Raw genomic sequence first — 23,898 nt, forward strand, 5'->3', positions numbered from 1 at the left:
TATTGTAGTGTTTTTCAGATAACCAAGGTTTCGTTTATAGCGCAGCCTTCGGTAGTGTTGACAAGTCGTTATCCAGGTTCGATATTTTATTTTTTTTCGAATCAATTTTACGTTCATCTATAACCCGTCATATGCATTAGGAATCCTGTTACGCAATTCAGCTACTTCAAAACAAGGCGTTTCGCTGATTTGCTTCATCTCACCAGAGGGTGCTGCCTCGTTTTGGCAACTCCTTGTTTTATGGTATTTTAAATGCTCATTTTGCACCTCTAATACGATAATCCGGCTTTAACTAACGTTCCGTTTGGGGTATACCTTCAAACTGATAGGATCAGAATACTTCACGGCTAATTAATAATTGGTTTTTTATAGGGTATGGTAAACGAGAATTTGGAACCTTTGCCAAGTTTTGAGTCTACCCAAATAGATCCACCCAGTATTTCCACCAGGCTTTTCGAAATAGATAAACCTAAACCTGTTCCTCCATGCTGCCGCATAATTTGAGGATTGGCCTGCGAAAACCGCTCGAATATTTTTTTCTGCTCTTCATTGGCAATCCCTATACCGTTATCTTCCACAAAGAACTCAACAAATGCATCCCTAATAATGGAATAACCCATACTAATAGTGCCGTCAATTGTAAATTTTACCGCATTACTAATTAAGTTGCTTAATATCTGTTTAAGCTTACCGTCATCAGTTAATAGTATCAATTCTTCTTGATTTTCAGGATATATTGTAGTTAGCTCAACCTTATTTTCTAACACTTTTTTACTAAAGAAGGATAACATGGTTTGAAATACATCGGAAACATTAACAATGGTGTTATTGACCTGAATTTGACCTGTTTCTATCTTCGAAATTTCCAGCACATCGTTGATAATATCAAGCAATTGGTGGCCACTTTTAACAATAACCGAAGTGTAATATTCCCTTTCGGCAGGGTTCATGGTTTTTGACGATAATAACTCGGAAAAGCCAATGATACCATTCATGGGTGTCCTTATTTCGTGCGACATGTTTGCCAAAAACGAGGATTTTAAATGGTCGCTTTCTTCGGCTTTTTCTTTTGCCGCTATCAATTCTTTTTCCGCCAGCTCCTGGGTGGTAATGTTTCTAACTATAGCTAAGGTATGTTCCGGATCAAGAAACACCATTCTGGACTCAAAAGTTTGAAGGCCACCTTCAACTGGGAGTTGGTACTTATACGTTTCAATATTTTTATTTCGGAGTACTTTGGCAATCTTCTCAATTGTTAGTTCGGCAATGTCAAGCGGCAATATTTTCGTAACATTCTGATTTAAGAAATCGACGGCCTTTTTAAACAGTTTCGATTCGTCGTTGCTGTGATAGTCGGTAATATTCCCGGATCTGTCAAAGGTAAACATCATGTCGGGTATGGCAGATAAAAGGCTGTTTGTTTTTGCCATATTGTCGGCCAACTTTTGGTTCGACAATTTCAGATCGTGAACAAGTTCCTTCTCTTTGCTCACATCGGTAAGCGTTCCAAAGCCTTTCGGCTTATTATCTTTAAATAACATTAAACCGCTACCTAAAATATGTATGGGTTTATTATTCCTGGATAAAACTTTAAATTCTTCTTTCCAGGCTACACCATTTTTTTGAGCCTCACTCCATAGTTTGTTTATTTTGTTACGGTCTTCTTCATGGATGAGTAGGTTTAACTCCGAAAATTTGTTAATCGAACTAAATTTTTTTTGAATAACAGAAGGATTCCCGTACCAGGTTAACCCATCACTGGAGGGGTCCCATTCGTAAATAATGTCGGATATATTGGTCGCTACCAATCTAAACTGTTCTTCGCTTTCTCTCAGCGACATTTCGGCGAGTTTAGTTTCCTCAATGTCCTGAGCGATGCCATGGATGCCCATAAAGACGCCATCTTCTCCATATACCGGGCGCATGGAGCAGCGTATCCAATGAAATGTGCCGTATTTATTTTTTATTTTAACTTCGGAAATAACAGTAGAACCAAATTTCACCTTTTGCAGGGCGTCGTTAAAGGTAATTCTGTGACTTTCGAATATAAAATTGATGAAATGATACCCGATAACTTCATCGGCGGCATACCCTATCAATAACTTAATGACCGGGCTAACATAGGTGCAGATACCATTAGCATCTATCGAAAAAATAACGTCGTTAATTTTTTCTACCAGTTCGCGATATTTATTTTCACTCGATTTTAACGCATTCTCTATGTTGGTCCTGGTAGTGGTATCCTGAAGAATACCTATTCCACCAACAATTTTTTGATTTACAAAAACAGGGGACGCCTTAAGGAGGATATTAACTTTGGCACCGCTCGTGGAGGTGAGGTATTCGCCGTCGTACTCTTCCTCAACGCCCAAAAGTGCACTTTGAAGTATTGGAAGTACTCTTTTATCATGAATTTTTTTCATGTTAAGCCCCAATAATACCTGCTTGTCCGATTTAAGTATCTCAGCAAATTTTTCGTTCAGATCGGTAATAATCAGGTTTGTGTCAAAATAAAATATACCAATGGGGGAGAAACGAAAAAAATGTTTCAGTTTCTCATCTTCGCTCAGTAGTAAATCTCTGGTAATATTGTGTTTATGACGTTCTTTGTTGGCGTATAATATGTCTTCCTCTATTTGTATTTTAATGGTTTCAAGCTGATTTGTTTTTTCATCGGAAATATAACTTTGTTCCCTGGAGTACATGCATAAACTAGCAAAACACTTGCCATTTTCGTCAACCACCGGAACACCGTACAAACATTTTAAACCGGCTTGTCCTTCCAAGGTTTCTTTGTTTTGGGAGTTTTGCAGGTTGTCAATAGAATAAGCTTCTGAATTGTCGATAATGATTTTGCTGAGACTATTTCTGATATCTTTATTAAAGAAGATGTTGTTTTCGCTTGGCGAGTTATAAGCGATTGCCGTTAAATTACCCTCTTTTAATTCGGCTAGTAGAACGATGGAACAATTCATTAATTCGGCATAAATGCCAAATTGTCCTTTCCAACGTTTTAGGTAATAATTATAATTGTGACCGGATAAATTCACAGTTTTTCTTTATGGTTATGAGGTAGTGATAAATTTAAAAAATACGAAACCACAAAATAAAACTAAATATCACGATAGCCTAAATTATTTAAGCAACAACAGTTTTTTTTTGAGCAATGTCTTATTCCGAGATTTAGTACTCCAATTATTTTAGGTGAGTTGTTGTTTAAGATATTTTCCTAAAGATATAACTATTGGATCGTTTCAAGCTGATGGTAGGTGAAAAAAGTGGTTTTGTTTTTTTTAATATCAAAATAAAATGTCTCATGACTTTGACCCGAACCGTTTACCTGCAAATGCACTTGGTGGTTTCCGGCCTGTAATGGTATTCTTGTATAATGTATGGCATAGGGCAGGGATTGCCAGTTTCGTGTGTCCGCCTTTTCTGTTAAAGCATTTACAATACTGACAATAGAGCCCAGGTTTTTGTTTTCTTTATTGGCCAATGATTCCAGCGCCTTTTTTGTGGCAAGCCTGGCAATGCTGTTCGCCATTTCTCTGGCCATTCTGTCTTTTAACGATTGAAATGCGATGGCATTAATATCCTCGGACAATTCCAATTGATATTGTTGGTTGTTGGTTCGTAATCGTGCTTGCGAAAATTTAGGTTTCCTTTCTACATATTTGGGAAAGGCCACACGAACAAAAGATAAGTTCATAAATGCACCTTGTTCTTCCCGCTTTCTGTTACCCACGTATACGGGAAAGTTTAACCCATAATCCTCGTTGGCAAAAGTAACCCATCCGTTGTTAAATCCGGTGTTGGTAAAGTTTATACTCCATTCCGATTTTACGGGGCCAAAACCGTTCATCCATAAAAACACGAGCGATCCTTCGTCATCGTTTTTGGGGGTGTATTCCAGTGAGAATTTATCCTTGTAAAAGTTATATTCTTGCATAAACCCTACCTGGTATGCAACACGTAACAGGTCCTTTTTTAACTGTTCCGGCGCAGAAATGTTAAAGAGCTTTTTATAATCATTTTCATAGGTGTCGTATGCGTTTCTATAGGCAATAAAAGCATTGTTTTTATCGCCGGATGCATCATAAATCATTCCCATTAGGTTATGGGCGAAAGCATCGTTGGCGTATTTGTTTGTGTTTTTTTTGTATTTATCGTTCAGTTGTTGTAGTTGAATGTTTACCCTTCGGCATTCTACCAGCGCATCCTCGTATTTTTCGAGCATCAGGTAATTTAACGACTTGTAATAATGCACCATCACGGTTTCAAAATCCTCCGGTTTATAAGGCTTCACCATGGGGTTCGAAAGCAGGGATAACGCTTCCGATCCAAAACTTTTTTTATAGTCTTCGTTGTATAGGTCGGCTTTTTCCAAATAGGTATTGCTTACCTCATATTGGCCCATCATAAAGTTAACCATACCCTTGTTCATGTAATGGAGCACCCTGTTAATACCGGTTTCACCTTTTTTATCCTTGTTTAAAAGTTTGTCGGCAGAATTAAAATCACCATCCGTAATATACGACTGAAGTTGATAGTTTTTCTGGTAGTAAGTAGCACATCCCACAAAGGTTAAGGATATAAATGCGGTGACAATTAAAAGTGCGAGTTTTATTTTTTTAATTGGCATACGAGTTAAATGTGAGCACGTGAAGTAAAAGATACTTTTGCAAGCACCATAAGCGACAAAAAAAATATCCATTCGCAGCTATTGTTATTGCGAATGGATGATATAACAGCTGTTTATTTGTTGACGTATTTTTTTATCTTTTTGTCCCCAATCCAAACTATTTCGTTGGTTTCAAGGTCAGAAAGTTCCAGATTCGTCTGATAATAGTTTACGCGTTCTTTTTTATACGTGTCCACAATGGAGTTGATGTCTCCGTTTAGCATAAAATCGGCGCCCAGTTCTTTCCCCCACTGCTTGGCGGTTTCCAGGGAAGCAAACTCCTGTTGTGCCGCACGTTCTTTTCTAAGTTCTTCTCTTTTGTCGGCAGCCTGCACAAGACGAACCCTGCCACTATTAATAAACGACCGCTCTACATCTTTAATAAAAGTCCCTGAACTAATATGTTCGTGCGATTTGTTATAAATTAAACCCACTACTACAACCGGTTTTTTACCGTTGTTTTTTTGCATATAGTTGTCGATCCATGCACCTGAAAGTACCTGGTCTACCATGGCTTCTGCCACCATTTTTGAGTCCGTGTCGTTCCATCTTCCGCTAAGGTCGATTGCTTCATCGGGAGACACCCTCTCCACTTTATGACTGGCGCAGGAAGAAAAAAGTAACGCGACGAAAAGTACGGACGAAAGTAATTTAGTTTTCATATCTAACGTGTTTTGGTTGGATAAATTTTTATATCAAATAATGTAAATATTATAATCCTGAAAAATCAATTATCGTGCCAACTAGTTATTTAAAATGCTAAGGTAATGCTTAATATTTTCTATTAAATACGCCGAATCACCTTTCTTTTTGCTCACATCTATCATCATGTCGTGTAGGCCTTTGTCAAGGTGCGCACAGCCTACTTTAAATTTTGCGTTCGACATCTTTAGGATGTATTCAATCGGAAATTCTTCGTCTTGGTATAAATCAATTAATATATCAAACGGGGTTTGCATAAAATGATCAACCGTATCGCCTTTGGGTTCGTAATACCAATTTAAATCATTAGCGTAAAGATAATGATGATGACTATCTCCAATGAGCGTGTCTCCGTTTTTATTCCTGTTGGAATAGCCCATCACTTCAACCGTAATCTTTAATTCTTTAAAAAACGATTCTAATTTTTTTACTGTTTGACGGTCGTTATCAATGGTTGAATTAAATACAATTCCTATGTCCCTGGCTTGTTTTAAGTTGCATATTACAGGTGTCCGTTTTTTCTTTTTAAGTTTTTGCTTTAACATGAAAGCACCCATTCGTATTCTAAGCTTATTATAGTAGTTCACAGAATTAATTTTCTAGAAGATCAATAAATTCGGATTCGTTCACAATTTTCACGCCGATCTTTACAGCTTTCGCTAATTTTGCAGGTCCGGTTTTATCACCCGCTACAAGATACGATGTTTTTGCCGAAACTCCGCTAAGGTTTTTGCCGCCATGTTGTTCAATGATGGTTTTAAGTTCGTCGCGGGAGAAATTAGAGAAGGTTCCGCTGACAACAAACGAGAGTCCGGTAAATTTGCCCTCGCTTTCTTTTTGTTCTTCGCTTTCCAACTGGAGGCCTGTGTTTTTCAACCGCGATATCATGGCCTGATTTTCATGGTCGGCAAAATAAGCTATCACACTTTCGGCCACTTTGGGGCCAATGTCATCCACCTCTGTTAGTTCTTCCAGCGTGGCAGCAGCCAGTTTGTCTATGGTGTTAAACTTTTTGGTCAAGGTTTTGGCTACCGTGGCGCCTACGTGTTTAATGCCCAACCCAAATAAAACATTGGAGAAAGGAACTTCTTTTGATCTGGATATGCCGTTTAAAAGGTTTTGTGTCGATTTTTCCTGGAAACTGAAAAGCTTTTTGTTTTCCTCATCACCGGAAACTCTGGTTAAGCCGTTGAGTTGTTCGTAGGTTAGCGCATATATATCGCTTACGTCTTGTACCAATCCCTTTTCAAAAAGCAGGTCAACCACCTGCTCGCCGAATGAATCAATGTTCAAGGCCTTCCTGCTCACAAAATGTTCAATCTTTCCTTTGAGTTGCGGCGGACAAACCTTATCGTTGGGACAAAAGTGTGCTGCTTCTCCTTCCGGGCGAATAAGCGCTGTTCCACATTCGGGACAGTGTGTTATGAAATTAATTTTAGTGGACATGGGGTGTCGCGCACTTTCGTCGACCCGTGTGATTTTAGGAATGATTTCGCCACCTTTTTCAACATATACCATATCGGATTCATGCAAATCCAGTAGGTCAATGATGTCGGCATTATGTAATGAAGCTCTTTTTACCGTTGTGCCTGCCAGTTGAACAGGCTCCAAATTGGCGACCGGTGTTATTTTACCCGACCTGCCCACCTGGTAGTCGACGGACAGCAGTTTTGTGCGCGCTTCTTCCGCCTGAAATTTGTAGGATATAGCCCATCTGGGTGATTTAGCCGTATAACCCAGTTCATTTTGTAGGTTTATATCATTCACCTTTATCACGATACCATCAATTTCATAAGGCAGGTTGAATCTTTCACGATCCCAATAATTTATAAAATCGTTAATCTGATCCAGAGAATGGCAGCGTTTGTAATGTTCGGGAATTTTAAAACCCCATGTTCGTGCTTTTTCCAAATTGTTGGAATGAAGGGCAGAGGGCAGCTTGTCGCCCAACATATAATATAGGAAACAATCCAGACCACGCTTGGCCACATCGGAACTTTTTTTCATTTTGAGCGAACCCGCAGCAGCATTTCTGGCGTTGGCAAAAGGAGCCTCACCCTCTGTTTCACGGAGTTCATTTATTTTTTGGAATTCGGCTTTAGGAATGAAAATTTCGCCTCTAATCTCAAAATTCTCCAAGTAGTCGCCTTTTAATTGCAGCGGTATACTTCGTATAGTTTTAACATTGGAAGTTACGTCATCCCCCTTTTCTCCATCGCCCCGGGTTACGGCATGTTTCAGTATTCCATTTTCATAGGTAAGGCCTATGGCGGTACCATCGTATTTTAACTCGCACACGTATTCAATCTCGTCGCCAATGGCCTTGGTTACCCTTTGGTGGAAATCCGCTATCTCACTTTCGTTGTAAGTGTTGCCCAACGAAAGCATAGGGTATTGATGGGTAATTTGCCGAAAATCGTTGGATAAATCGCTGCCTACACGTTGGGTTGGACTGTTGGGGTCAAAAAAATCGCGGTTTTCTTCTTCTAGTTTCAGGAGCTTGTGCATCATCTGATCATAATCATAATCAGAAATAGTAGGCTGGTTTAAAACGTAATAATTATGGTTGTGTTGGTTAAGTTGTTCTCTTAAGTATTGTATTTCTTGTTGTATATCTTTGCTCATCATCTATCATTTTTTAGAATAGGTAACGTGTAAAAATACAATTTTTAGGCAAGGAACGAACCAGGGAAAACAAAAAAGCATGCTTTCCCTACATTTTGAGAAAGCATGCTTCAACAGTTATTAATTGGCAGATGATATTTATTGTACAAATAAAGCCCAAGCCGGGGCTATCCCCGTGTTAAAGGTCTTTATGAGTTCTTTATCTTTGTTATACATTAACAATTGACCATTTGCTGAAGTGCTTTCCGAGATCATACAGAATACGTCATTCGTTTCCGGGTTAACGGCTACTCCGTTTAAACCGTTTATGTTAGATAAAAAAGGTTCCGTTTCGAAAGTGCTGGTTGCTACATCAAAAGTTTGCAGCCCACCTACCTGAATCCAGTTTTCATCCGCATCCTGCACCCATGAAGATGCCACAAGGTAGATTTTTGAAAAATCATTATTGGCAGCCATGATGGAGCTGTATCCGGTGGAAACGCCACTTAATTGATGCACGGTATCAAGCTCGTCATTCTGCGTGTTGATATACCCAATCCCGGTTTCGGTAGAAGGAGATCCGTATGTGCTTATTAAGCTAACGTATAGGTTGTTGGAATTGTCTTTAAGGAAATAAGAAGATACAGCAGGAAGATCTATATATGTAAATTCTTCTGTGGCTAAATTCATTACGGCCACTTTCTGCAGGTAATTTAGCGCACAGTACAATTTACCGTTAACAATCTCAAGCCCTTCGGCACCACCTGCCAACGGAATCTTTTTTTCCACAACATTGGTTTTAATATTGTATTTGGCAATGTACGACAGGTTGATGTCATCCCAGATGTCGCCGCCCCAACATGAAATATACAAATAGTCACCATCACCAACACAATATCTTGGTTTAACAACATCAGAGGTGACGCCGTTTTCAGTTTGTTCCAGGAAAACATTGTCGAAATGATATACTTCGTCCTTGTTGTTTCCCATTACATAAATGTTTCCCTCGTAGCTATAGGCAAATTGCGGGTTTCCTGACATGGCAACGCCATTAATAGATTCGTATATATAATTGTTTATCGTTGAATCTGCCAGGTTAAATGATGATAGAGAACCTTTAGTACCTCCATAATTACCATAATTTACAATGTAAAGACTTGATGTTTCATCATTGCTAATAACCTCATTGTCATCCTCACATGATGAAAACAGAAATGGAACGAGGGCAAATAATAAAATTAACTTTTTCATTTTTATTGATTTATAGAATTTAATATTAATTTTTAAAATTGAATCGCACGCCTAAAGTGTAACTTACCATAGGCATGGCGTATCTATATTCGTTCTGATATTCTTCACTGAAAACATTATCGACATTCAAAAATATACGAAGCTTGTGTTTTTTTAGCTCCAGTTTTTTGTACGCGGAGATATTAAAAAGAAAATAGGGGTCAAGACTTCTTCCTTCCTCCTGATTGTAGTATCTGCTTCCGGTGTAAGATCCATTAACTTTTATACCCTGTTCTTTGTAGTTAAAATGGATAAACCCATTGGCCAGGTTTTTGGGCGTGTATTCCAGTTGACGACCAATTTTATCGGTTTGATTTTTCGATTTGTCTCTGACGGCTGTGTTGTGCGTGTAATTTGCGCCTAGTTTTATGGTTGTCCGATTGAGATTTAAAGTAGCATCCGAATGAAACTCTACCCCTTTGCTTTTTACGCTAAGTATATTAGCAGCGATCCAACCATCCGGTTTAGGAATCCACATCAACCAGTTGTCAACGTCCATATAAAAGTATTGTATATTGGTTTTAAGGGTAAACGATTCTGAACAGATGGTATGTTTAATCCCTGTTTCAATGTTAAGTCCATCTTCGGGTTTTAAATTTTCGTTTGCCGTATAATTCGGTTGGTCCCAATAACGATCGTTTAAGGTTGGGATTCTATAACTTCTTTGTATGTTTCCTGTCAGTTTAAGGATGGAGTTTTTATTGGTCATTAGGTTATGTTCTATCCCTAAAGCCGGGGTAAATGGTGCGGTAAAATCTGTAACAAATTGCTGGCGTAGGTTGATTGATACTGTAGTGTTTGATCCTGCATTAATGAATAATGATGAATATAGATCTAGCCGGTCTTCTATTGGATTGTCTTTATAAGCATATACGTCGGGTATGATGTGTTTATATTGCGCACCTATTGCGTATTTCATACTTTTCCATCGATGGTTTAAACCAACTTCGGAAACTAACCTTTGCGTTGAGATAGATTGATTCGTATTGTCATTGTAAGTAGCATCATCGTAAACAAACCCTGCGCCGGCATGAAAATTTACTTGGTGCTTTTGGTTATTGTATTGAACCCAACTCCTCAAGTGTGTATCTTCATATATTTCGCGCTTAAGCGTGTCACTTGAATTGGCTTCTATGGTTGGTTGAACTTCGTGCCAATTATTGGCATACCAAAACATTGAAGTCAACGTTTCCTTGTCCGAGAATTTAAAATTGAACTCCTGCACAAGGTTTATATTATCGATAGCCGCATATTTTTGCTTTTCAGTTCTGTATTTTCCCGTTTCAAAGTCTTTGATTTCTGTATTCTTAAATTCGAAGTTGTTTTCTTTTTTGTAAGATAAAAGGCGGGTGACAGATTCGAATTTACCATTGCCCAAAAGAATTTTACCGCCTAACGTGTGCATCCCGAACGACCCCGTTGAAGCAAGCAGATCTACTTCTTGTCCTTGCGTCCAGTTTAGGGAAGAACCTAATCGTATGCTACCACCAATGGAACCTGAACCAACGGATGCGGAAGAACTTCCGTACAAAATGTTAACCTTGTCGAAAAGAAAGATGGGTACATTACTCGGATTAGAGCTGCCCAGGGTTAACGAGTTGAGGGTTAGTCCCCCAACCATCAAGGAAGTATGGTCGGCTGATGTACCCCTGAAATGAAAACTGGACAAGCCACCTGCATTCGATTTTATATAAATAGGAGCATAGCTGGAAAGTAATCCGGTTAGGTTTTGGGAAGCCATTTGCTCCAATTGTTCCGCGGATATATTTTGTGTTTTGCTTCCCACCTGATATTTGTTCGACACAGGAGAAACAATCTCAACCTCTAAAATATGTATGGTATCCTCGAGCACCAGGTGCGAGGTGTCACTCAAAAAATATGAGGTTTGTCCATGGACAACGGAAGCAATACCAATAATAAAAACAATCCCTACTAATCTTAGCATCTTTGTTAAAATCGTAGCTCGGATAGAATAGGAAAGATGCCCTTTGCAGAATACCTTTAACAGCCTAGCTCCCGAAGCCTTTGTTAAACTATATTGGCAGGTATTCTGACTCGTTCAAATTACTGATACCTTCCCAACAGACACGTGCCTGTCAGTGGTGTGAGACTTTCAGTAACAATTAATTGAACCTACAGCTGCGGGTACAGTTCCGGAATTTTGGTATACGCCAAGCACCGGATTCCCTTTTCATTCGCCGGTTGTTACAACCGTTGAAAACCAAATTTTGTGCAAATGTAATAAAATAATCGAGTTTTAATATTTATTCAAAATTTAAATAATTAATCAACGGGAGAACCATAGAAATAAATGGACGGTCTTTATAGTGGCTTAAATGGCAATAAATAAAAAAAACTATTTTTTCTTAAAGGATTTGAATCAGGATTATGTTTTGAATTAGATAAGTGTTTATATCAACCGAAATCTTATATTTGCATTTGAAATTTATAGAAAACGAAAAAATAAATGAAGAATAAAATCCATATCCCCGCAATTCTGACCATTCTTATAGCATTTGTTTCGTGCGATAAAGACTATCCGGATATCATATCTAATGATGCACTTGCCGGTGTATTTGTGGGAAATGAAGGTGGAACAGTAAGTTTTTACAATGAAAGAGACAGCAGTGTTACTGCAGATATGTATAACGAAGTCAATAGCGTTTCGCTCGGTGGAAAGCTGACCGCATTTTCCGTGGTCGGTAACCGAGGTTATATTTTAAAAGGTTCGGCAGGTGCCCAGGAGATTGACTTGGTTGATATGGAGTCTTTCATATCAATAGGCAGTGAAAACGGGTTTAGCAATTTGACAGACCTAAAGGCGGTGTCGGACCAGTTTTTATATGCTACCCAAGGAACGGTGAGTGACGGGAATTCCGGCTCTGTTTTGATAATGGACAGTACTGCCATAGAGATTGGCGAACCATTAAGAGTAGGTAAAAATCCTACCAGAATAGCATATAGCAAGGGGAAAAAGTTGTACGTGGCCAATACGGGCGGTCAGGCATATCCTGATTCAACCGTGATGGTTATTGATATTACCCTAAAAGAGGTAACAGATACAATAGCGCTGGAACAGGAATTAGATGAAACAACCACGCTGAAACTAAAAACTCCGGTTGAGATGGTGATCGACGGTTACCGGAACATATGGGTATTGTGTGTGGGATTGAATGGGGAAGGTGCCGGATTGGCCAGGATCAACTACGGAACACATGAGGTAAAAGTGTTTCCGTTTGTGGATGATTATGTGGCGAACGGGCGAAATTGTTTAATGACTTCACTTGGAGGAGGTACCATATTTTACGTAAACGATGGTACATACGCTATGCGCTATGATGATGATGAATTACCTGCCAACAAGTTTTTTAAGGAAGAAACCTATAAAAGTATGGTGTTTGATGCTATGGCCATTAATCCATATACCGGAAAATACTTTTGCGCTGTTGATGGACAGGGCGAGGCAAACGGTTCGGTATTCATATTCGACCGATATGCATATAATAGTGAGAATACTGTTTTTGAAGTTGGCGTAATGCCGCGTCATTTTGTATTTGTCCGCTAGCAAAAAATGGTTCTGCGCTTTTTGTTCATTGCGCCTTTGCAAGATATTTAATCCTCCGATTTGTCAGATGATGATTCGGAGGATTTTTTTTGCGCTTTTGCCTCTTTATTTTCTTTTGTCCTTTTTATAATTCCTTCTGCGAACGATTTAATAAAGGAGAAAAGGGGCTTCGACAATTCGTTAAATATGGCGGTAATAAAACGAATAGGATTCAGATACTCTTGAAGTTCCATCTTTTTAATCTCCAATTTTTTTTCCGATAAACGTATTTCGTAGAAAAGCCTCATTTTTTCTTTCCGGAAGTCTTCGAAAGATCTTATGTTCGAATAGTTATTCTTTGTCATAATTGCTGTAGTTAGGAAAAAATAAGTGAATAAACGCTTTAATAATTGGCTTGCTGATGAGCATTCCCTTAAACAGATAAAAAACGAGCCCCGCAAACAAATAGGCGCCGGCCACGATAATAAAGCCTGTTTCGGTGCTATTGGTGTAGTTCCCAATTGCATAGGCAGCCGCCATCGACAAGAACAGCAGTACGAAAAACGCGATGTAATACAGGACAAGACGAACAGCTAATCCTGAAGTAAGCCTGCTCAAATCTTCTGCGACATGCAGTTTTGTCAAATCTATTCTGTTCTGAACGTAAGATTCAATTTCTTTTTTAACTTCGGTGACCTCTTCCGATAAACTTTCTTTTTTGCTCATACCTTAATAATATAAAAATACCCGAACCAATTTCTAATTAATGTAAGAAATTTGAATCGGGCTTCAAAATAAAGTGTCACAAAATTGTAACTGATGCCTAATAACAGAATAACTTATGTGAGTTAAGGTTTAAGTTATTAATTAGTTAGGGCTATTTGTAGGTTCCAAAGTTCTTTTGTACTCTTCGAGTAATTTTTCAATTTTATCCTCAATATTGTGGATCTTGGCCTTAAGCTCTTCTTTTATTTCACCACTTTTTTCCTTAATTTTTTCTTTGGTTACATTCATCTCTTTTTCAAGCTCGTGCAACTTTTCCTTTAATTGTTTGCGGGTTTCTTTTCCATTTTGTGGTGCAAATAATAACGCACTGGCAGCCCCTACCATTGCTCCTGCAAGCAAGCCTCCTAAAAATAATCCGGTATTTTTCATAACTCTTAATATTTAAATAGTTAATAATGATTTTATTCACCTAATAATATACCACATAAACTTATAAAAGTCAAGATTACAAAAAAGCTTTTGATAATAGTTTTGAATAAACATATCTGTACACTAAATTTGGGGATTAGCACCGGACTGGCCGTTTTTGAAACATGGACCAGTGCAGTAAGAATTTAGAATGGAATTTATATGGAGAACCGGGTTGTACTTAATCATTCCGAAAAACAAGAAATAACACAGAATTATAGGAGCTTATTAAGAGCTTGCAGGAAAATATTATCTAACGAGGACATAACAGAGGTCAGGAAAGCCATTGAAATGGCGTTAAGCAGGAAGAAAGAATTTAGAAGGCCATCCGGTAAACTGTCGGCAATCCATTCTTTGGAAGTGGCTAACATTGTTGCTTCGGAGATTGGTTTAGGCCGTACTTCTATCATTTGCGCACTTCTTTATGATGTGGTCCAGCACGAAGATGTTGAGAAGCATGAGATTTTGGAGGCGTTTGGTAAAAAGGTGGAAGATATCGTGACCGGGCTTATCAAGGTGAAAGAATTATACACCAAGGATACTTCTATCGAAACGGAAAATTTCAGAAAGCTACTCTTGACGTTTGCCCAAGATGTGAGGGTAATATTGATTATTCTGGCCGACAGGTTGCAGACTATGCGCAGCTTGAATTTATATGAAGCGGAAAGCCAGCAGGTTATAGCTTCCGAAGTAGGGTATTTGTATGCTCCTATGGCCCACAGATTGGGCTTATATGCCATAAAAAGCGAGATGGAGGATGGTGTAATGAAATACACCAATCGGGAGATGTATAGTTTTATCGCCAAAAAACTAAATGAAACCAAACGGGCTCGCGATAAGTATATTGCCGATTTTATTGCGCCGATTAAGAAGGAGTTGGAGGCTGTTGGGTTAAAATTCGATATAAAAGGACGCACAAAAACTATCCATTCCATCCATAATAAGATGAAAAAGCAAAATACACCTTTCGAAAACGTGTATGATCTTTTTGCCATCCGTGTTATTTTGGATAGTGCGGAAAAAGATGAAAAAGCCGACTGCTGGAAAGTCTATTCCATTGTTACGGACAAATACCAGCCTAATCCGTCGCGATTGCGCGATTGGTTGTCTATCCCTAAATCAAATGGATACGAATCGTTACACACCACTGTGCTGGGGCCCGAGAAAAAATGGGTGGAGGTTCAGATTCGCACCCAAAGGATGAATGAGGTGGCAGAAAAAGGGTTGGCTGCACATTGGAAATACAAAGGGGGTGAAGGAGAAAAAGGAATGGATAGTTGGTTGGGAAATATCAGGGAGGTATTGGAAAATCCGGAACTAAATGCCATTGACTTTATCGATGATTTTAAGCTTAACCTGTACGATGAGGAGGTTTTTGTTTTTACGCCCAAAGGTGACCTGAGACGTTTGCCCAAAGGTGCCACAGTTCTCGATTTTGCCTTTGATATTCACTCCGGGGTAGGGAAGCAATGTAACGGGGCTAAAATAAATGGCAAACATGCCTCCATTAAACAAGTATTAAAAAATGGTGATCATATAGAGGTGATCACTTCCAAAACTCAAGAGCCAAGGGCTGAATGGTTAAAAGTGGTGGCTACATCACGGGCTAAATCCAAGGTAAAACAAGCGCTTAAGGAGATCCAGTATAAAGAATCGGAATTTGGCAGGGAGACACTGGTTAGAAGGCTCAAGAATTGGAAGATAGAATTAACCGACCAGTTGATCCATCAGTTGGTAAAGCATTATAAATCGAAAACGATCAACGATTTTTTCAGGGAGATTGCGGTAGGCACCATTGACGTTACCAGCGTTAAGGATTATGTGCACGCACAGGAAAACAAAGCTCTAGACAAGGAAAAACAGGATGTTATTGCCCAACATAAAAGTGCAACAAATTTTGTAGCCAGTTATGACGAAGTTGCAAGTTCGGATGACATACTGGTGATAGACAAAAGCCTAAAGAACGTAGATTATTCTTTGGCCAAATGCTGCAGTCCTATTTTTGGGGATGCTGTTTTTGGTTTTGTGGGTGTAACGGGAGGTATTAAGATTCATAGGAAAAATTGTCCGAATGCACCGGAGATGCGCTCTAAATTCGGTTATAGAATAGTGAATGCACAATGGAGTTCCGGTAGCTCGGCAAACTTTCAGGCAACGCTTAAAATTACAGGTAGCGACGATATTGGTATTGTAAGTAATATCAGCCAGGTCATTACCAAAGATTTGAAAATGAAAATGCGCTCTATTTCCATCGATTCACAGGAAGGTAGTTTTGAGGGAACGGTAACCGTATTTGTAAATGATACGGATATGCTGGGTATGTTGATTAGAAAGGTGAAAAATGTTAAAGGGGTGTATAATGTATCCCGTATCGATTCGGTGGTGTAGTGTTCGCTGATCTGTTATCAGCACAATTAGTGATCAGCCGACTGTCAACAGTTTGCAGTTGCCAATGAGGCAGGGGCGGGCGGCAAAGGATGGAATCGTTTTATGGGATGTTATCGGTATGGTATTACGTTGATTGGTTAATGTGTTGTTATAAAAGACTATAGCGCCAAAAATAATATAAAAAGGCTGTTCACCTAAAAAATGAACAGCCTTGGTTTTATAATAAAAGTAATTAGGCCTAATTTAATTGATAGCAACGTACCCAATCAATATCCATTGAAATTGGTAACTTATCTTGCTTCGGAATATCGGTAAAGTGGGTGCTGAAGGATACGTACATGGGTATTTGAGGTATGTTTTCAGTTTGCGTATAAACCGTTATACCATTAATTTTCCATTCCATCAGGTTTTTTGACCATTCCAACGCGTAAATATAAAAATCTTCGGAAGAGCCTGGGATTTTCACATCCTGAACGCTTTGTGAGATTTGGCCATTGTTGCCCCAAAAGTTTCCGGCTTCAATTTTATTTGTCCCGTTTTCAGGAGTCTTCAAAATGTTAACTTGAGGTGTCATCTGTTCCGATAATAAAACAAAACTGTGGGCGGCAGGTGCTGTGTGGCTATACCTAACCTTCGCTTCGAACTTTCCGAATTGTTGTCTGAAACTTTGTCCCGTGTTGATAATTCCCGATGAATATGCAAAGTCTTTTGGCACAAAACCGAACTGCGTGTCCCATATTTTTCCTTTGCAATCTTCGTTTTTCGAAATTATTCTGGCACAACTGTTTCTAAGTTCTATGTTCTCCTTCTTGAAAAATTGCTTTTCGTTAGCCTGCACATAGTTGTCATTCATTAACGCTTTTCCCCAATAATAACCGGTAATCCATTTGTTCTCATCCAAAGATGTGCCATCGAAATTATCTTCAAAAGTAAGAGCCCACTTGTCAATGTCTTTAAAAGGATTGTCTTTCGTTGTTTTCAAGAACCAGGTTACATCTTCGCTTTTCTGTAATGCTTTATATTCTTCCAGCAACTGATACTCTTTGGACTTTTTAAAGCGATTTTTGTCATTCATCTCGCTTTTTATTTTTTCGAATTCAGGTGATTCGATATAGTTTTTTAACCCCAGGTAAGTTTGAATTTCACTTGTTTTTTTAAGTTCCTCAGCTTCCGCGCTTTTATCAATGCGTAAGATTTTGTTGAAGCGTTTCACTGTTGCGGAACGCTTGTGCTTTTTATATTTTTGTTCCTGTTGAAAGGCATCAGTATCTTTAAATCGTACCTTGTCGTCCGCTGTTACTTTTTTGTTTTTAATGGCAGCAAATTCTTCCGATTCAACAAACTGCTTTAATTTTAGGTACTCTTGCACATCGGGGGTGTTTTTTAATTCTTCTAACAGCTTGCTTTTGTCTTTTCGAATATACTTATGGTAGTTTACTACATTTTTCGAGCGTTTGTGTTCATTGTACTTTTTGAACTGCTGAAACGCCTCCGTGTCCTTAAAGCGCTCCTTTTTGATCTTGATGACTTTTTGAGCAAATTCTCCCGAATGAACCAATGTGTCCAGTTCAAAATATCTTAATATAGATTCCGATTTTTCAAGCTTGTGAAATCGCTCTTGGGCATTCCTCAAGGTGTTGTATTCATTTTCGTATTTTTCAGTACTTGGGAACTTGCTCCCGAAAAGTCTGCTAAAAATATTCGCCATGTTGATATTGGATTAGTTTCTTTTTAACATCAGTATTGTACGGGGGATTGTTAAAATGGTTATTAAAAAACGGTTTTAATTATTATCATTTATAAAAGTCGAAAAGAAAAAAATGATGTTAAAAGATTATGGATTGACCCTTAGTATATTGAAGGTGTTAAGGTGGGCCAAACGGATTATATTTCAAGTTTATTTGTATATTTTTCGTTTTGATTCGTTGAAAAAAAGATAATTTTTATATTTTTGCAACCGCAATGCGAAAATAGCTCAGTTGGTAGAGCACGACCTTGCCAAGGTCGGGGTCGCGGGTTCGAGTCCCGTTTTTCGCTCATCTTTTAAATTTAAAAGAGTGATGTTATAGTCGCTCTTTTTTTTTACGCCCAGGTGGTGAAATTGGTAGACACGCAGGCTTGAAGGGCATTTACTAAACTTTAGCTACAAAGGACTGCTAAAGCTGATTAATAAAGAGTTATATAAGAACGTAGCTCAAATGTAGAAAATTTTTTCGGAAACAATTCGGAAACAATCTACAGATTTATAATTTTGAAATAGACACCTGCCCAGATGGTGGAATTGGTAGACACGTTAGCTTGAGGGGCATTTACTTAACTCTAGTTACAATGAGCTGCTAAAGCTGATTAATACTGAGTTTTTAAAGAACTTGAAACAAAAATACAGAATTTATTCGGAAACAATTCGGAAACATTCTGTAAAATGATAAATTTGAACAGTTACCTGCCCAGGTGCTGAAATTGGTAGACAGGCGCGGTTGAGGGCCGCGTGTACTACGTACGTGCGGGTTCGAGTCCCGCTCTGGGCACATAAAAACTCTCGACTGATTTACTTCGGTCGGGAGTTTTTTTGGTTTATGGAGTTTAATGTTATTACTTAAAATATGGGTGATGTATATTAATTACATTTCCAGAGCAATCTTGATACTCTAGAACAGGAAGTGAATATTCACCCAAAAGAAAACTTTCAAGTTTGTTAATGGTAATTGCTTTGTAAGTACCATTGTACATGTAAAAAGTAGGGGTGTTAATAAAAAATAGACCTTCAACATCGTAAGTTGTAATGCTAAAATCAGAAAGGTTATAAATAATTTTCAGATGTTCTTGAAGTATAATTTTGTTATCTCTAATCCAATTGACTTTTCTAGATAATTGACGTTCGTATGATTTTAGGAAATTAGAATAATCAGTTCGGTAACCTATAGCTTCATATTTGGATTTATTATATTTCGAATCTGCAACAAATATTTTTCTTGCACTATCATCTACAATGATGAAATCAATTTCTCCGGCTAGGTGGTTGTCAATATTTAAATTGTTTTGATTAGGTCTTTTAAAAGATTTTATATTTCTACAGTAACGATATTTATTTTTAAGAAGAAGAGCTTCTATTTCATCTTCTAAAATTTTATCATGCTCGTTACCCTTGCGACTCATAAATCTTACCATACATTTGTTCAGCTTCCATTCTTTGGGTATAGTGTTCCAACTAATCGCATTATTAGCTAAGATATATAAAGACTCGGTTAATTTACCTTCTCCAATTAATGCTCTATCTACTCCATCAATACAATATATTAGAATTGGTCTGTACATATATCTTTCTGTAGAATAAGGTTTGAGTATTGCATCTTGCAAAGAAAGTTTATTAGTTCTCGAAATTGACATTCCATTATAGAAGTTTTCAGCATCAATGGTTTCGATACCTTTTATATATGAAAGATTGATTGGGAGAACATAAGGTTCGATTGTTTGAAGGTCTGAATTGCTAAAATGACGCTTTACCTGAAAAATTATAGAGGTTGCTTCATCATAATCTATTTTAAAACATGAATTTAATGCAGCTTTTATATCTCTTACAGCATTAATATCGTAAACACCATTAGAGTAATCTTCTGGGATTTCACTCTCTACAATTTCTGTATATACTTTGCCATAATGTTTTTGCCATTCTACACCAATCAAATTTGCGGAATCAAAATCGACAGTATGCGCATTACCAATCATTTTTTGATATGCTATTTGTTCAGCAAATGTATAAATCCAGCTACCTAAATAATATAGCTTTTGAATCTTTTCATCAAATCCTAAAACTTGCGCTCCAGTAGGAAAGTCTCCCCAAGCTAAATCAATATCGCATCCTTGTTCTAAAATTAATTTTAACACTCTTCGATAAATTGAGAAATCATTCTCATTTACTTCTCCTAATGAATGACCACTGCGTATTTTAATTAAAAAATCCCATGACTGTTCGTTTAGAAAAAATGTATATAAAAAGAATGAAAAGGTCTTTTCTTCCTCAATTAATGATTGAAATTTTTTCAGAAAAAAATCAAAGGAGTCTAAAAGTATTGCTTCAACTTCGTTGTTGTCATCAAAAACTTTATTTCCATATTTTTCAATAATAAATTCAGAAAGTTCTTTCCAATAAACATCTACATATGCTTCAAATTCAAAAGTTAAAATAATGTTTCCGTGAATATTTAGTCTTGCCATTTTCGTAGGGAAATATTTGTGTGATAATGATTGTTTAGATAAAAAATCAATTGGTTATATGGACGTTTGTAATTGCATTTTTTTACTCTTTAATAGTCCAAGAAATACAGTTCAATGCACCTCCATATTTCACTATTTCGGTCATGTCAATCTGAAAGATTTTTTTGTTTTTTGAATAATCCTTGAAGTAATATTCAATCTGCTCCAAGGCTGTTTGGTCTTGGTCTGAATTTAATTTAGGCAAGAAAAGGTAGTCTTTAGTTTGTAGAAAATTGACGTACGCAATATTATCTTCCGATTCTTTCTGCTCACACCTTAACCATTCAATATTTAGGTTGGCTTTTTTTAAGGAGTTTAGTATACCTTCCTTTAGTTGATTGTCAACTTGTTCATAGAAACCACTAACTAATACAGTTTCATTATCAATAAAACGAAGCATTCCATCAGAGTGACCAAATTCACAATCGTTATCCCAAGGAATTAAAACAACCTTCTCAACTTCAAAGGTTGAATGTAGAGTTTTTATTAATTCTGTTTTGTTGAACTTGTGTTTGTTCTCTCTGAGAGCTTTATCTGTGAGAATAATTACATTCGAAGATTTGACGACATTACCTCCATCTAAAATCAAATCACACTTCTGAGTATTTAACCCAATTGCATCACAAACAATATCTGGATATGTTTTAATGCCTCTTCTTTTTGGTGTTGCTCCCTGTAAATAATCAGGGTCATACCTGTATTCTATAAATGTGCTTCCTGATACCTGAATAGGCATATAATCTCTAGCCCAAATATCATTAGTATGTGGTAAAAATCCATAATTGCCTTTGACAGCTTTTAGTGCATTTTCTATTTCTTCACAGGTCTTTTTATAATTCTCCCTTAATTTACCTGAAAGAAATACCTTGTTTGTATCATTGTCTGCAATCATTTTAACCTATTTTTCCAAATATCTTTAATAACCTTTCCGACTTTCAAAAACTCGTCCTGTGTGAAAGTGTCTGTTTTTGCATTGTTGCACCAGTAGCAAGAAAAAACTAAGTTGGTAGTAACACTATATGGCAGATTCGGTTCAAGCCTTTCTATTTCAAGTTTTCGACCTCTGTTCCTTTTGGTTAAATCAGGATGATTTTGCCATAATTTTGCCAAATCATCTTCGGTTATTTCACAGTAATAACACTTTTTATCCGTGTTTTCATACCAATCCTTGAACTCATAAAAATCTAATTCAGGGCATTTAGCCAGCCATTTATCACGAATCATTGATAGGTACTTCCTTTCTTCTTCAAGTTCATCCCACCAAGGAGAAAACACCTTTCTGTCTATGCCTAACTCTTTAGAAATACTCTCATAATTTAGTCTTTTGATTACAGCTAGTTTTAAAAATCTATTTTGCAGAACTTTTTTGTCTTCCATAACTGATTTCGCTTGCGTTTTGTAATTATATAAAATTAGTGTAAAATCTCTGAAACTAAGATTAGTCCTATTTGTATCTTTATGGCATCTTTATTCACTTATTACTGAATGAAACTTAAATTTCTAATTTCATTCGTAAGTTATAGTAATAATGGCGTACATTTTCTTCGCTTAAATTATATTGTTTCATTTCATCTTGGATTACCCCCTCCATCCATCTTTGGTATCTTAAAAATTGATTCTCTCCTTTATTTCTACAGGGGGCTTTCTTTTCCAAAATTCCCTCGGTAGTTGTAAAGAAGCTTTGGGGTGGATTCACATGTATTCCCTCCAAGCTATCTTTGAAGTAACTTTCATTATCTCCATTTGTTGTATCCACATGTTCAATCAAAGAAGCAATATTCTCCGAATTGAACAAACAAACCTCAATTTCAATCCGGTCTTCAAGTGAGCTTAGCCAACCGCTAATCTTGTGTTCCTGAAAGAGTTTGTTGACTAACTTATCTCTTCTTTCATGGTCGAAATGTTTTATATCAAGGTCATCAATATTTTCTTGTTTTTCTAATGGAAAAAGCTGCTTGTACAATTGGGGTAAATTTGATTTTACCCAGCTTCTATTTTCAAGGGATTCAACCAAGAACAATAGCCTTATTTCCTTTTTTGTTTTCCATACCTGGATATTATCACGTTGAAAAGCCCTTGCTACCCATGACTTTGTGGCAAAAAACATACAATCTTCTATTTTCTTGTTTTTATGCCCTCGAAATAGAAGCGTATTTGATGGTATCAAACAATAACCATATTGGAGGAATAGATTTTTCATAGCACAAAAAACTCAAACCAAAATTTTAATTGCAAGTAAAAAGGGATAAATTTATAGATTGCAATATTTAATTTTATCACAAAAGCAAACAAATGAAAATAAGTGTTAGAAAAGATACTCATACAGGAACACAACCAATAAGAGTGTTAAAACATAATTTAACCCATAGACTTGTTGAAAGGAATGAGAATCTAATTAAGCAACTACAATCCGATTTTAAACTTGACAAGGAAATCAGATACCATATAGCTGAACTGCCGCTCATAGACAGACAAACCCCTTTTGTTGATGAAAATGGTCAAATAAATATTCACGAAACATTTTTGTCATATATATGGTCTATTAGTTTTTGTGTGTTTGTTCTACATGAGGAAGGAATAGCGATACCTGATCAAATAAGGTTAGGAAACCCATTACACAAAAAACACAATCCAGATTTAATCAATGTCGCAAAAGAAGTATTTGATTATGCAAAATCATTAGTCATGGTCTTTTCAGAATGGGATAAAGAAGTACTTCCTAATCCCGAATATTATGATAGTACATCAGATGAAGGTTGGTATATTGAAAGAACCAATGATTTATATGTTGAGGCGGTAAATTTTATATTATATCATGAAGTTGCTCATGCAAAACTTGAACATATCAGTAAAATAGAAACCAACAATTATACAAATAATGAATTAAAGGAACTCGAATTAGAGGCAGATACACTAGCTATAAGAATTATGTTGGAGAATTGTAGAAGTACTTTGTCTACAGGTTTGTCTTTAATAATTGGATTAGCTTCAATGTTTTTTTCGTCTAGGAGTAAAAAGGGAGGTAAAGAACATCCTGATATTGATGTTCGGATTGAGAACCTAATTAAATTAATATCTCCAGAAGATGAACATCCGATTTGGCCTTTACTTGTTATTTTCATGAAGCTATGGGATGAACAGTTTACTTTCAACTTTTCTCATAAAACCCACTATCAAAATTATCGAGAGTTTTATTACGAACTTATTAAGCAAGCCAGATAACATATGTCCATTAAAAACA

18 protein-coding genes, 2 tRNA genes and 1 riboswitch are annotated in these 23,898 nt (G+C 37.1%); of the genes, 5 read left to right on the forward strand and 15 right to left on the reverse strand.

The features are described 5' to 3' along the window. Window positions 1–347: 347 nt before the first annotated feature. The 7 genes from ACRD64_RS10060 to ACRD64_RS10090 all read right to left on the reverse strand — a co-directional run bounded on the left by ACRD64_RS10060 (window position 348) and on the right by ACRD64_RS10090 (window position 11,222). Complete coding sequence (locus ACRD64_RS10060) at window positions 348–3,050, reverse strand: PAS domain S-box protein (RefSeq protein ID WP_430933208.1); 2,703 nt, start codon at window positions 3,048–3,050, stop codon at window positions 348–350. Between the two features lie 191 nt (window positions 3,051–3,241). Continuing rightward, entirely contained in the window at window positions 3,242–4,642 is a 1,401-nt protein-coding gene (locus ACRD64_RS10065; protein WP_430933209.1) for a COG3014 family protein, read from the reverse strand. A gap of 113 nt (window positions 4,643–4,755) precedes the next feature. Next, complete coding sequence (locus tag ACRD64_RS10070) at window positions 4,756–5,343, reverse strand: penicillin-binding protein activator LpoB (RefSeq protein ID WP_430933210.1); 588 nt, start codon at window positions 5,341–5,343, stop codon at window positions 4,756–4,758. A gap of 81 nt (window positions 5,344–5,424) precedes the next feature. Beyond that, window positions 5,425–5,970, reverse strand: coding sequence for a DUF6913 domain-containing protein (locus tag ACRD64_RS10075; RefSeq protein WP_430933211.1), 546 nt, complete (start codon window positions 5,968–5,970; stop codon window positions 5,425–5,427). Window positions 5,971–5,974: 4 nt separating this feature from the next. Continuing rightward, window positions 5,975–8,011: an NAD-dependent DNA ligase LigA gene (ligA, locus tag ACRD64_RS10080; protein ID WP_430933212.1), complete on the reverse strand. Its 2,037-nt coding sequence runs from the start codon at window positions 8,009–8,011 to the stop codon at window positions 5,975–5,977. Between the two features lie 135 nt (window positions 8,012–8,146). Next, window positions 8,147–9,238, reverse strand: a complete 1,092-nt coding sequence (locus ACRD64_RS10085) for a hypothetical protein (protein ID WP_430933213.1) — start codon at window positions 9,236–9,238, stop codon at window positions 8,147–8,149. Window positions 9,239–9,263: 25 nt separating this feature from the next. Next, on the reverse strand, window positions 9,264–11,222 hold the full coding sequence (locus ACRD64_RS10090) for a TonB-dependent receptor plug domain-containing protein (RefSeq protein WP_430933215.1): 1,959 nt from the start codon (window positions 11,220–11,222) through the stop codon (window positions 9,264–9,266). 78 nt (window positions 11,223–11,300) lie between these two features. Next, window positions 11,301–11,518, reverse strand: a riboswitch (cobalamin riboswitch). Window positions 11,519–11,744: 226 nt separating this feature from the next. Here ACRD64_RS10090 and ACRD64_RS10095 point away from each other — a divergent pair. Then, a complete protein-coding gene (locus ACRD64_RS10095) occupies window positions 11,745–12,842 on the forward strand; it encodes a YncE family protein (protein ID WP_430933216.1) in 1,098 nt (365 codons plus the stop codon). Between the two features lie 47 nt (window positions 12,843–12,889). On the opposite strand, the gene ACRD64_RS10100 is transcribed toward ACRD64_RS10095, so the two are convergent. The 3 genes from ACRD64_RS10100 to ACRD64_RS10110 all read right to left on the reverse strand — a co-directional run bounded on the left by ACRD64_RS10100 (window position 12,890) and on the right by ACRD64_RS10110 (window position 13,976). Further along, window positions 12,890–13,186, reverse strand: a complete 297-nt coding sequence (locus ACRD64_RS10100) for a hypothetical protein (RefSeq protein ID WP_430933217.1) — start codon at window positions 13,184–13,186, stop codon at window positions 12,890–12,892. Continuing rightward, window positions 13,173–13,547 carry a phage holin family protein gene (locus ACRD64_RS10105; protein ID WP_430933219.1) on the reverse strand — a complete coding sequence of 125 codons (375 nt, stop codon included), beginning with the start codon at window positions 13,545–13,547 and terminating at the stop codon, window positions 13,173–13,175. The genes ACRD64_RS10100 and ACRD64_RS10105 overlap by 14 nt, the downstream gene beginning before the upstream one ends. A gap of 141 nt (window positions 13,548–13,688) precedes the next feature. Next, on the reverse strand, window positions 13,689–13,976 hold the full coding sequence (locus ACRD64_RS10110; protein ID WP_430933220.1) for a YtxH domain-containing protein: 288 nt from the start codon (window positions 13,974–13,976) through the stop codon (window positions 13,689–13,691). 201 nt (window positions 13,977–14,177) lie between these two features. On the opposite strand from ACRD64_RS10110, the gene ACRD64_RS10115 reads away from it, so the two are divergent. After that, window positions 14,178–16,403, forward strand: coding sequence for a RelA/SpoT family protein (locus ACRD64_RS10115; RefSeq protein ID WP_430933221.1), 2,226 nt, complete (start codon window positions 14,178–14,180; stop codon window positions 16,401–16,403). A 238-nt stretch (window positions 16,404–16,641) separates the two neighbouring features. Here ACRD64_RS10115 and ACRD64_RS10120 read toward each other — a convergent pair whose 3' ends face one another. Beyond that, window positions 16,642–18,111, reverse strand: a complete 1,470-nt coding sequence (locus tag ACRD64_RS10120; protein ID WP_430933222.1) for a glycoside hydrolase family 16 protein — start codon at window positions 18,109–18,111, stop codon at window positions 16,642–16,644. A 256-nt stretch (window positions 18,112–18,367) separates the two neighbouring features. Here ACRD64_RS10120 and ACRD64_RS10125 point away from each other — a divergent pair. After that, window positions 18,368–18,440, forward strand: a tRNA-Gly gene (locus tag ACRD64_RS10125). Between the two features lie 408 nt (window positions 18,441–18,848). After that, window positions 18,849–18,931: transfer RNA gene (locus tag ACRD64_RS10130), tRNA-Leu, on the forward strand. A gap of 64 nt (window positions 18,932–18,995) precedes the next feature. Here ACRD64_RS10130 and ACRD64_RS10135 read toward each other — a convergent pair. From ACRD64_RS10135 to ACRD64_RS10150, 4 genes are all read right to left on the reverse strand, one after another. Beyond that, the gene (locus ACRD64_RS10135; protein ID WP_430933223.1) at window positions 18,996–20,618 is read right to left on the reverse strand and encodes a hypothetical protein; all 1,623 of its coding nucleotides are present in this window, start codon (window positions 20,616–20,618) and stop codon (window positions 18,996–18,998) included. An 82-nt stretch (window positions 20,619–20,700) separates the two neighbouring features. Continuing rightward, on the reverse strand, window positions 20,701–21,549 hold the full coding sequence (locus tag ACRD64_RS10140) for an agmatine deiminase family protein (protein ID WP_430933224.1): 849 nt from the start codon (window positions 21,547–21,549) through the stop codon (window positions 20,701–20,703). Next, window positions 21,546–22,034, reverse strand: coding sequence for a hypothetical protein (locus tag ACRD64_RS10145; protein ID WP_430933225.1), 489 nt, complete (start codon window positions 22,032–22,034; stop codon window positions 21,546–21,548). The genes ACRD64_RS10140 and ACRD64_RS10145 overlap by 4 nt, the downstream gene beginning before the upstream one ends. Before the next feature lie 115 nt (window positions 22,035–22,149). Next, window positions 22,150–22,857: a hypothetical protein gene (locus ACRD64_RS10150; protein ID WP_430933226.1), complete on the reverse strand. Its 708-nt coding sequence runs from the start codon at window positions 22,855–22,857 to the stop codon at window positions 22,150–22,152. 92 nt (window positions 22,858–22,949) lie between these two features. On the opposite strand from ACRD64_RS10150, the gene ACRD64_RS10155 reads away from it, so the two are divergent. Continuing rightward, the gene (locus ACRD64_RS10155) at window positions 22,950–23,879 is read left to right on the forward strand and encodes a phage exclusion protein Lit family protein (RefSeq protein WP_430933228.1); all 930 of its coding nucleotides are present in this window, start codon (window positions 22,950–22,952) and stop codon (window positions 23,877–23,879) included. Window positions 23,880–23,898: the final 19 nt, after the last annotated feature.

The sequence above is a fragment of the Saccharicrinis sp. 156 genome (assembly GCF_050589685.1).
Lineage (GTDB): Bacteria > Bacteroidota > Bacteroidia > Bacteroidales > Marinilabiliaceae > Saccharicrinis.

What these genes read in the sequence shown, in the direction of transcription:
- ACRD64_RS10155 (WP_430933228.1), top strand. Translation starts at nt 22,950, where the DNA reads ATGAAAATAAGTGTTAGAAAAGATACTCATACAGGAACACAACCAATA.
- ACRD64_RS10120 (WP_430933222.1), bottom strand. Translation starts at nt 18,111, where the DNA reads ATGGCGAATATTTTTAGCAGACTTTTCGGGAGCAAGTTCCCAAGTACT.
- ACRD64_RS10135 (WP_430933223.1), bottom strand. Translation starts at nt 20,618, where the DNA reads ATGGCAAGACTAAATATTCACGGAAACATTATTTTAACTTTTGAATTT.
- ACRD64_RS10100 (WP_430933217.1), bottom strand. Translation starts at nt 13,186, where the DNA reads ATGACAAAGAATAACTATTCGAACATAAGATCTTTCGAAGACTTCCGG.
- ACRD64_RS10105 (WP_430933219.1), bottom strand. Translation starts at nt 13,547, where the DNA reads ATGAGCAAAAAAGAAAGTTTATCGGAAGAGGTCACCGAAGTTAAAAAA.
- ACRD64_RS10115 (WP_430933221.1), top strand. Translation starts at nt 14,178, where the DNA reads ATGGAGAACCGGGTTGTACTTAATCATTCCGAAAAACAAGAAATAACA.
- ACRD64_RS10145 (WP_430933225.1), bottom strand. Translation starts at nt 22,034, where the DNA reads ATGGAAGACAAAAAAGTTCTGCAAAATAGATTTTTAAAACTAGCTGTA.
- ACRD64_RS10095 (WP_430933216.1), top strand. Translation starts at nt 11,745, where the DNA reads ATGAAGAATAAAATCCATATCCCCGCAATTCTGACCATTCTTATAGCA.
- ACRD64_RS10065 (WP_430933209.1), bottom strand. Translation starts at nt 4,642, where the DNA reads ATGCCAATTAAAAAAATAAAACTCGCACTTTTAATTGTCACCGCATTT.
- ACRD64_RS10070 (WP_430933210.1), bottom strand. Translation starts at nt 5,343, where the DNA reads ATGAAAACTAAATTACTTTCGTCCGTACTTTTCGTCGCGTTACTTTTT.
- ligA (WP_430933212.1), bottom strand. Translation starts at nt 8,011, where the DNA reads ATGATGAGCAAAGATATACAACAAGAAATACAATACTTAAGAGAACAA.
- ACRD64_RS10090 (WP_430933215.1), bottom strand. Translation starts at nt 11,222, where the DNA reads ATGCTAAGATTAGTAGGGATTGTTTTTATTATTGGTATTGCTTCCGTT.
- ACRD64_RS10140 (WP_430933224.1), bottom strand. Translation starts at nt 21,549, where the DNA reads ATGATTGCAGACAATGATACAAACAAGGTATTTCTTTCAGGTAAATTA.
- ACRD64_RS10110 (WP_430933220.1), bottom strand. Translation starts at nt 13,976, where the DNA reads ATGAAAAATACCGGATTATTTTTAGGAGGCTTGCTTGCAGGAGCAATG.
- ACRD64_RS10085 (WP_430933213.1), bottom strand. Translation starts at nt 9,238, where the DNA reads ATGAAAAAGTTAATTTTATTATTTGCCCTCGTTCCATTTCTGTTTTCA.
- ACRD64_RS10150 (WP_430933226.1), bottom strand. Translation starts at nt 22,857, where the DNA reads ATGAAAAATCTATTCCTCCAATATGGTTATTGTTTGATACCATCAAAT.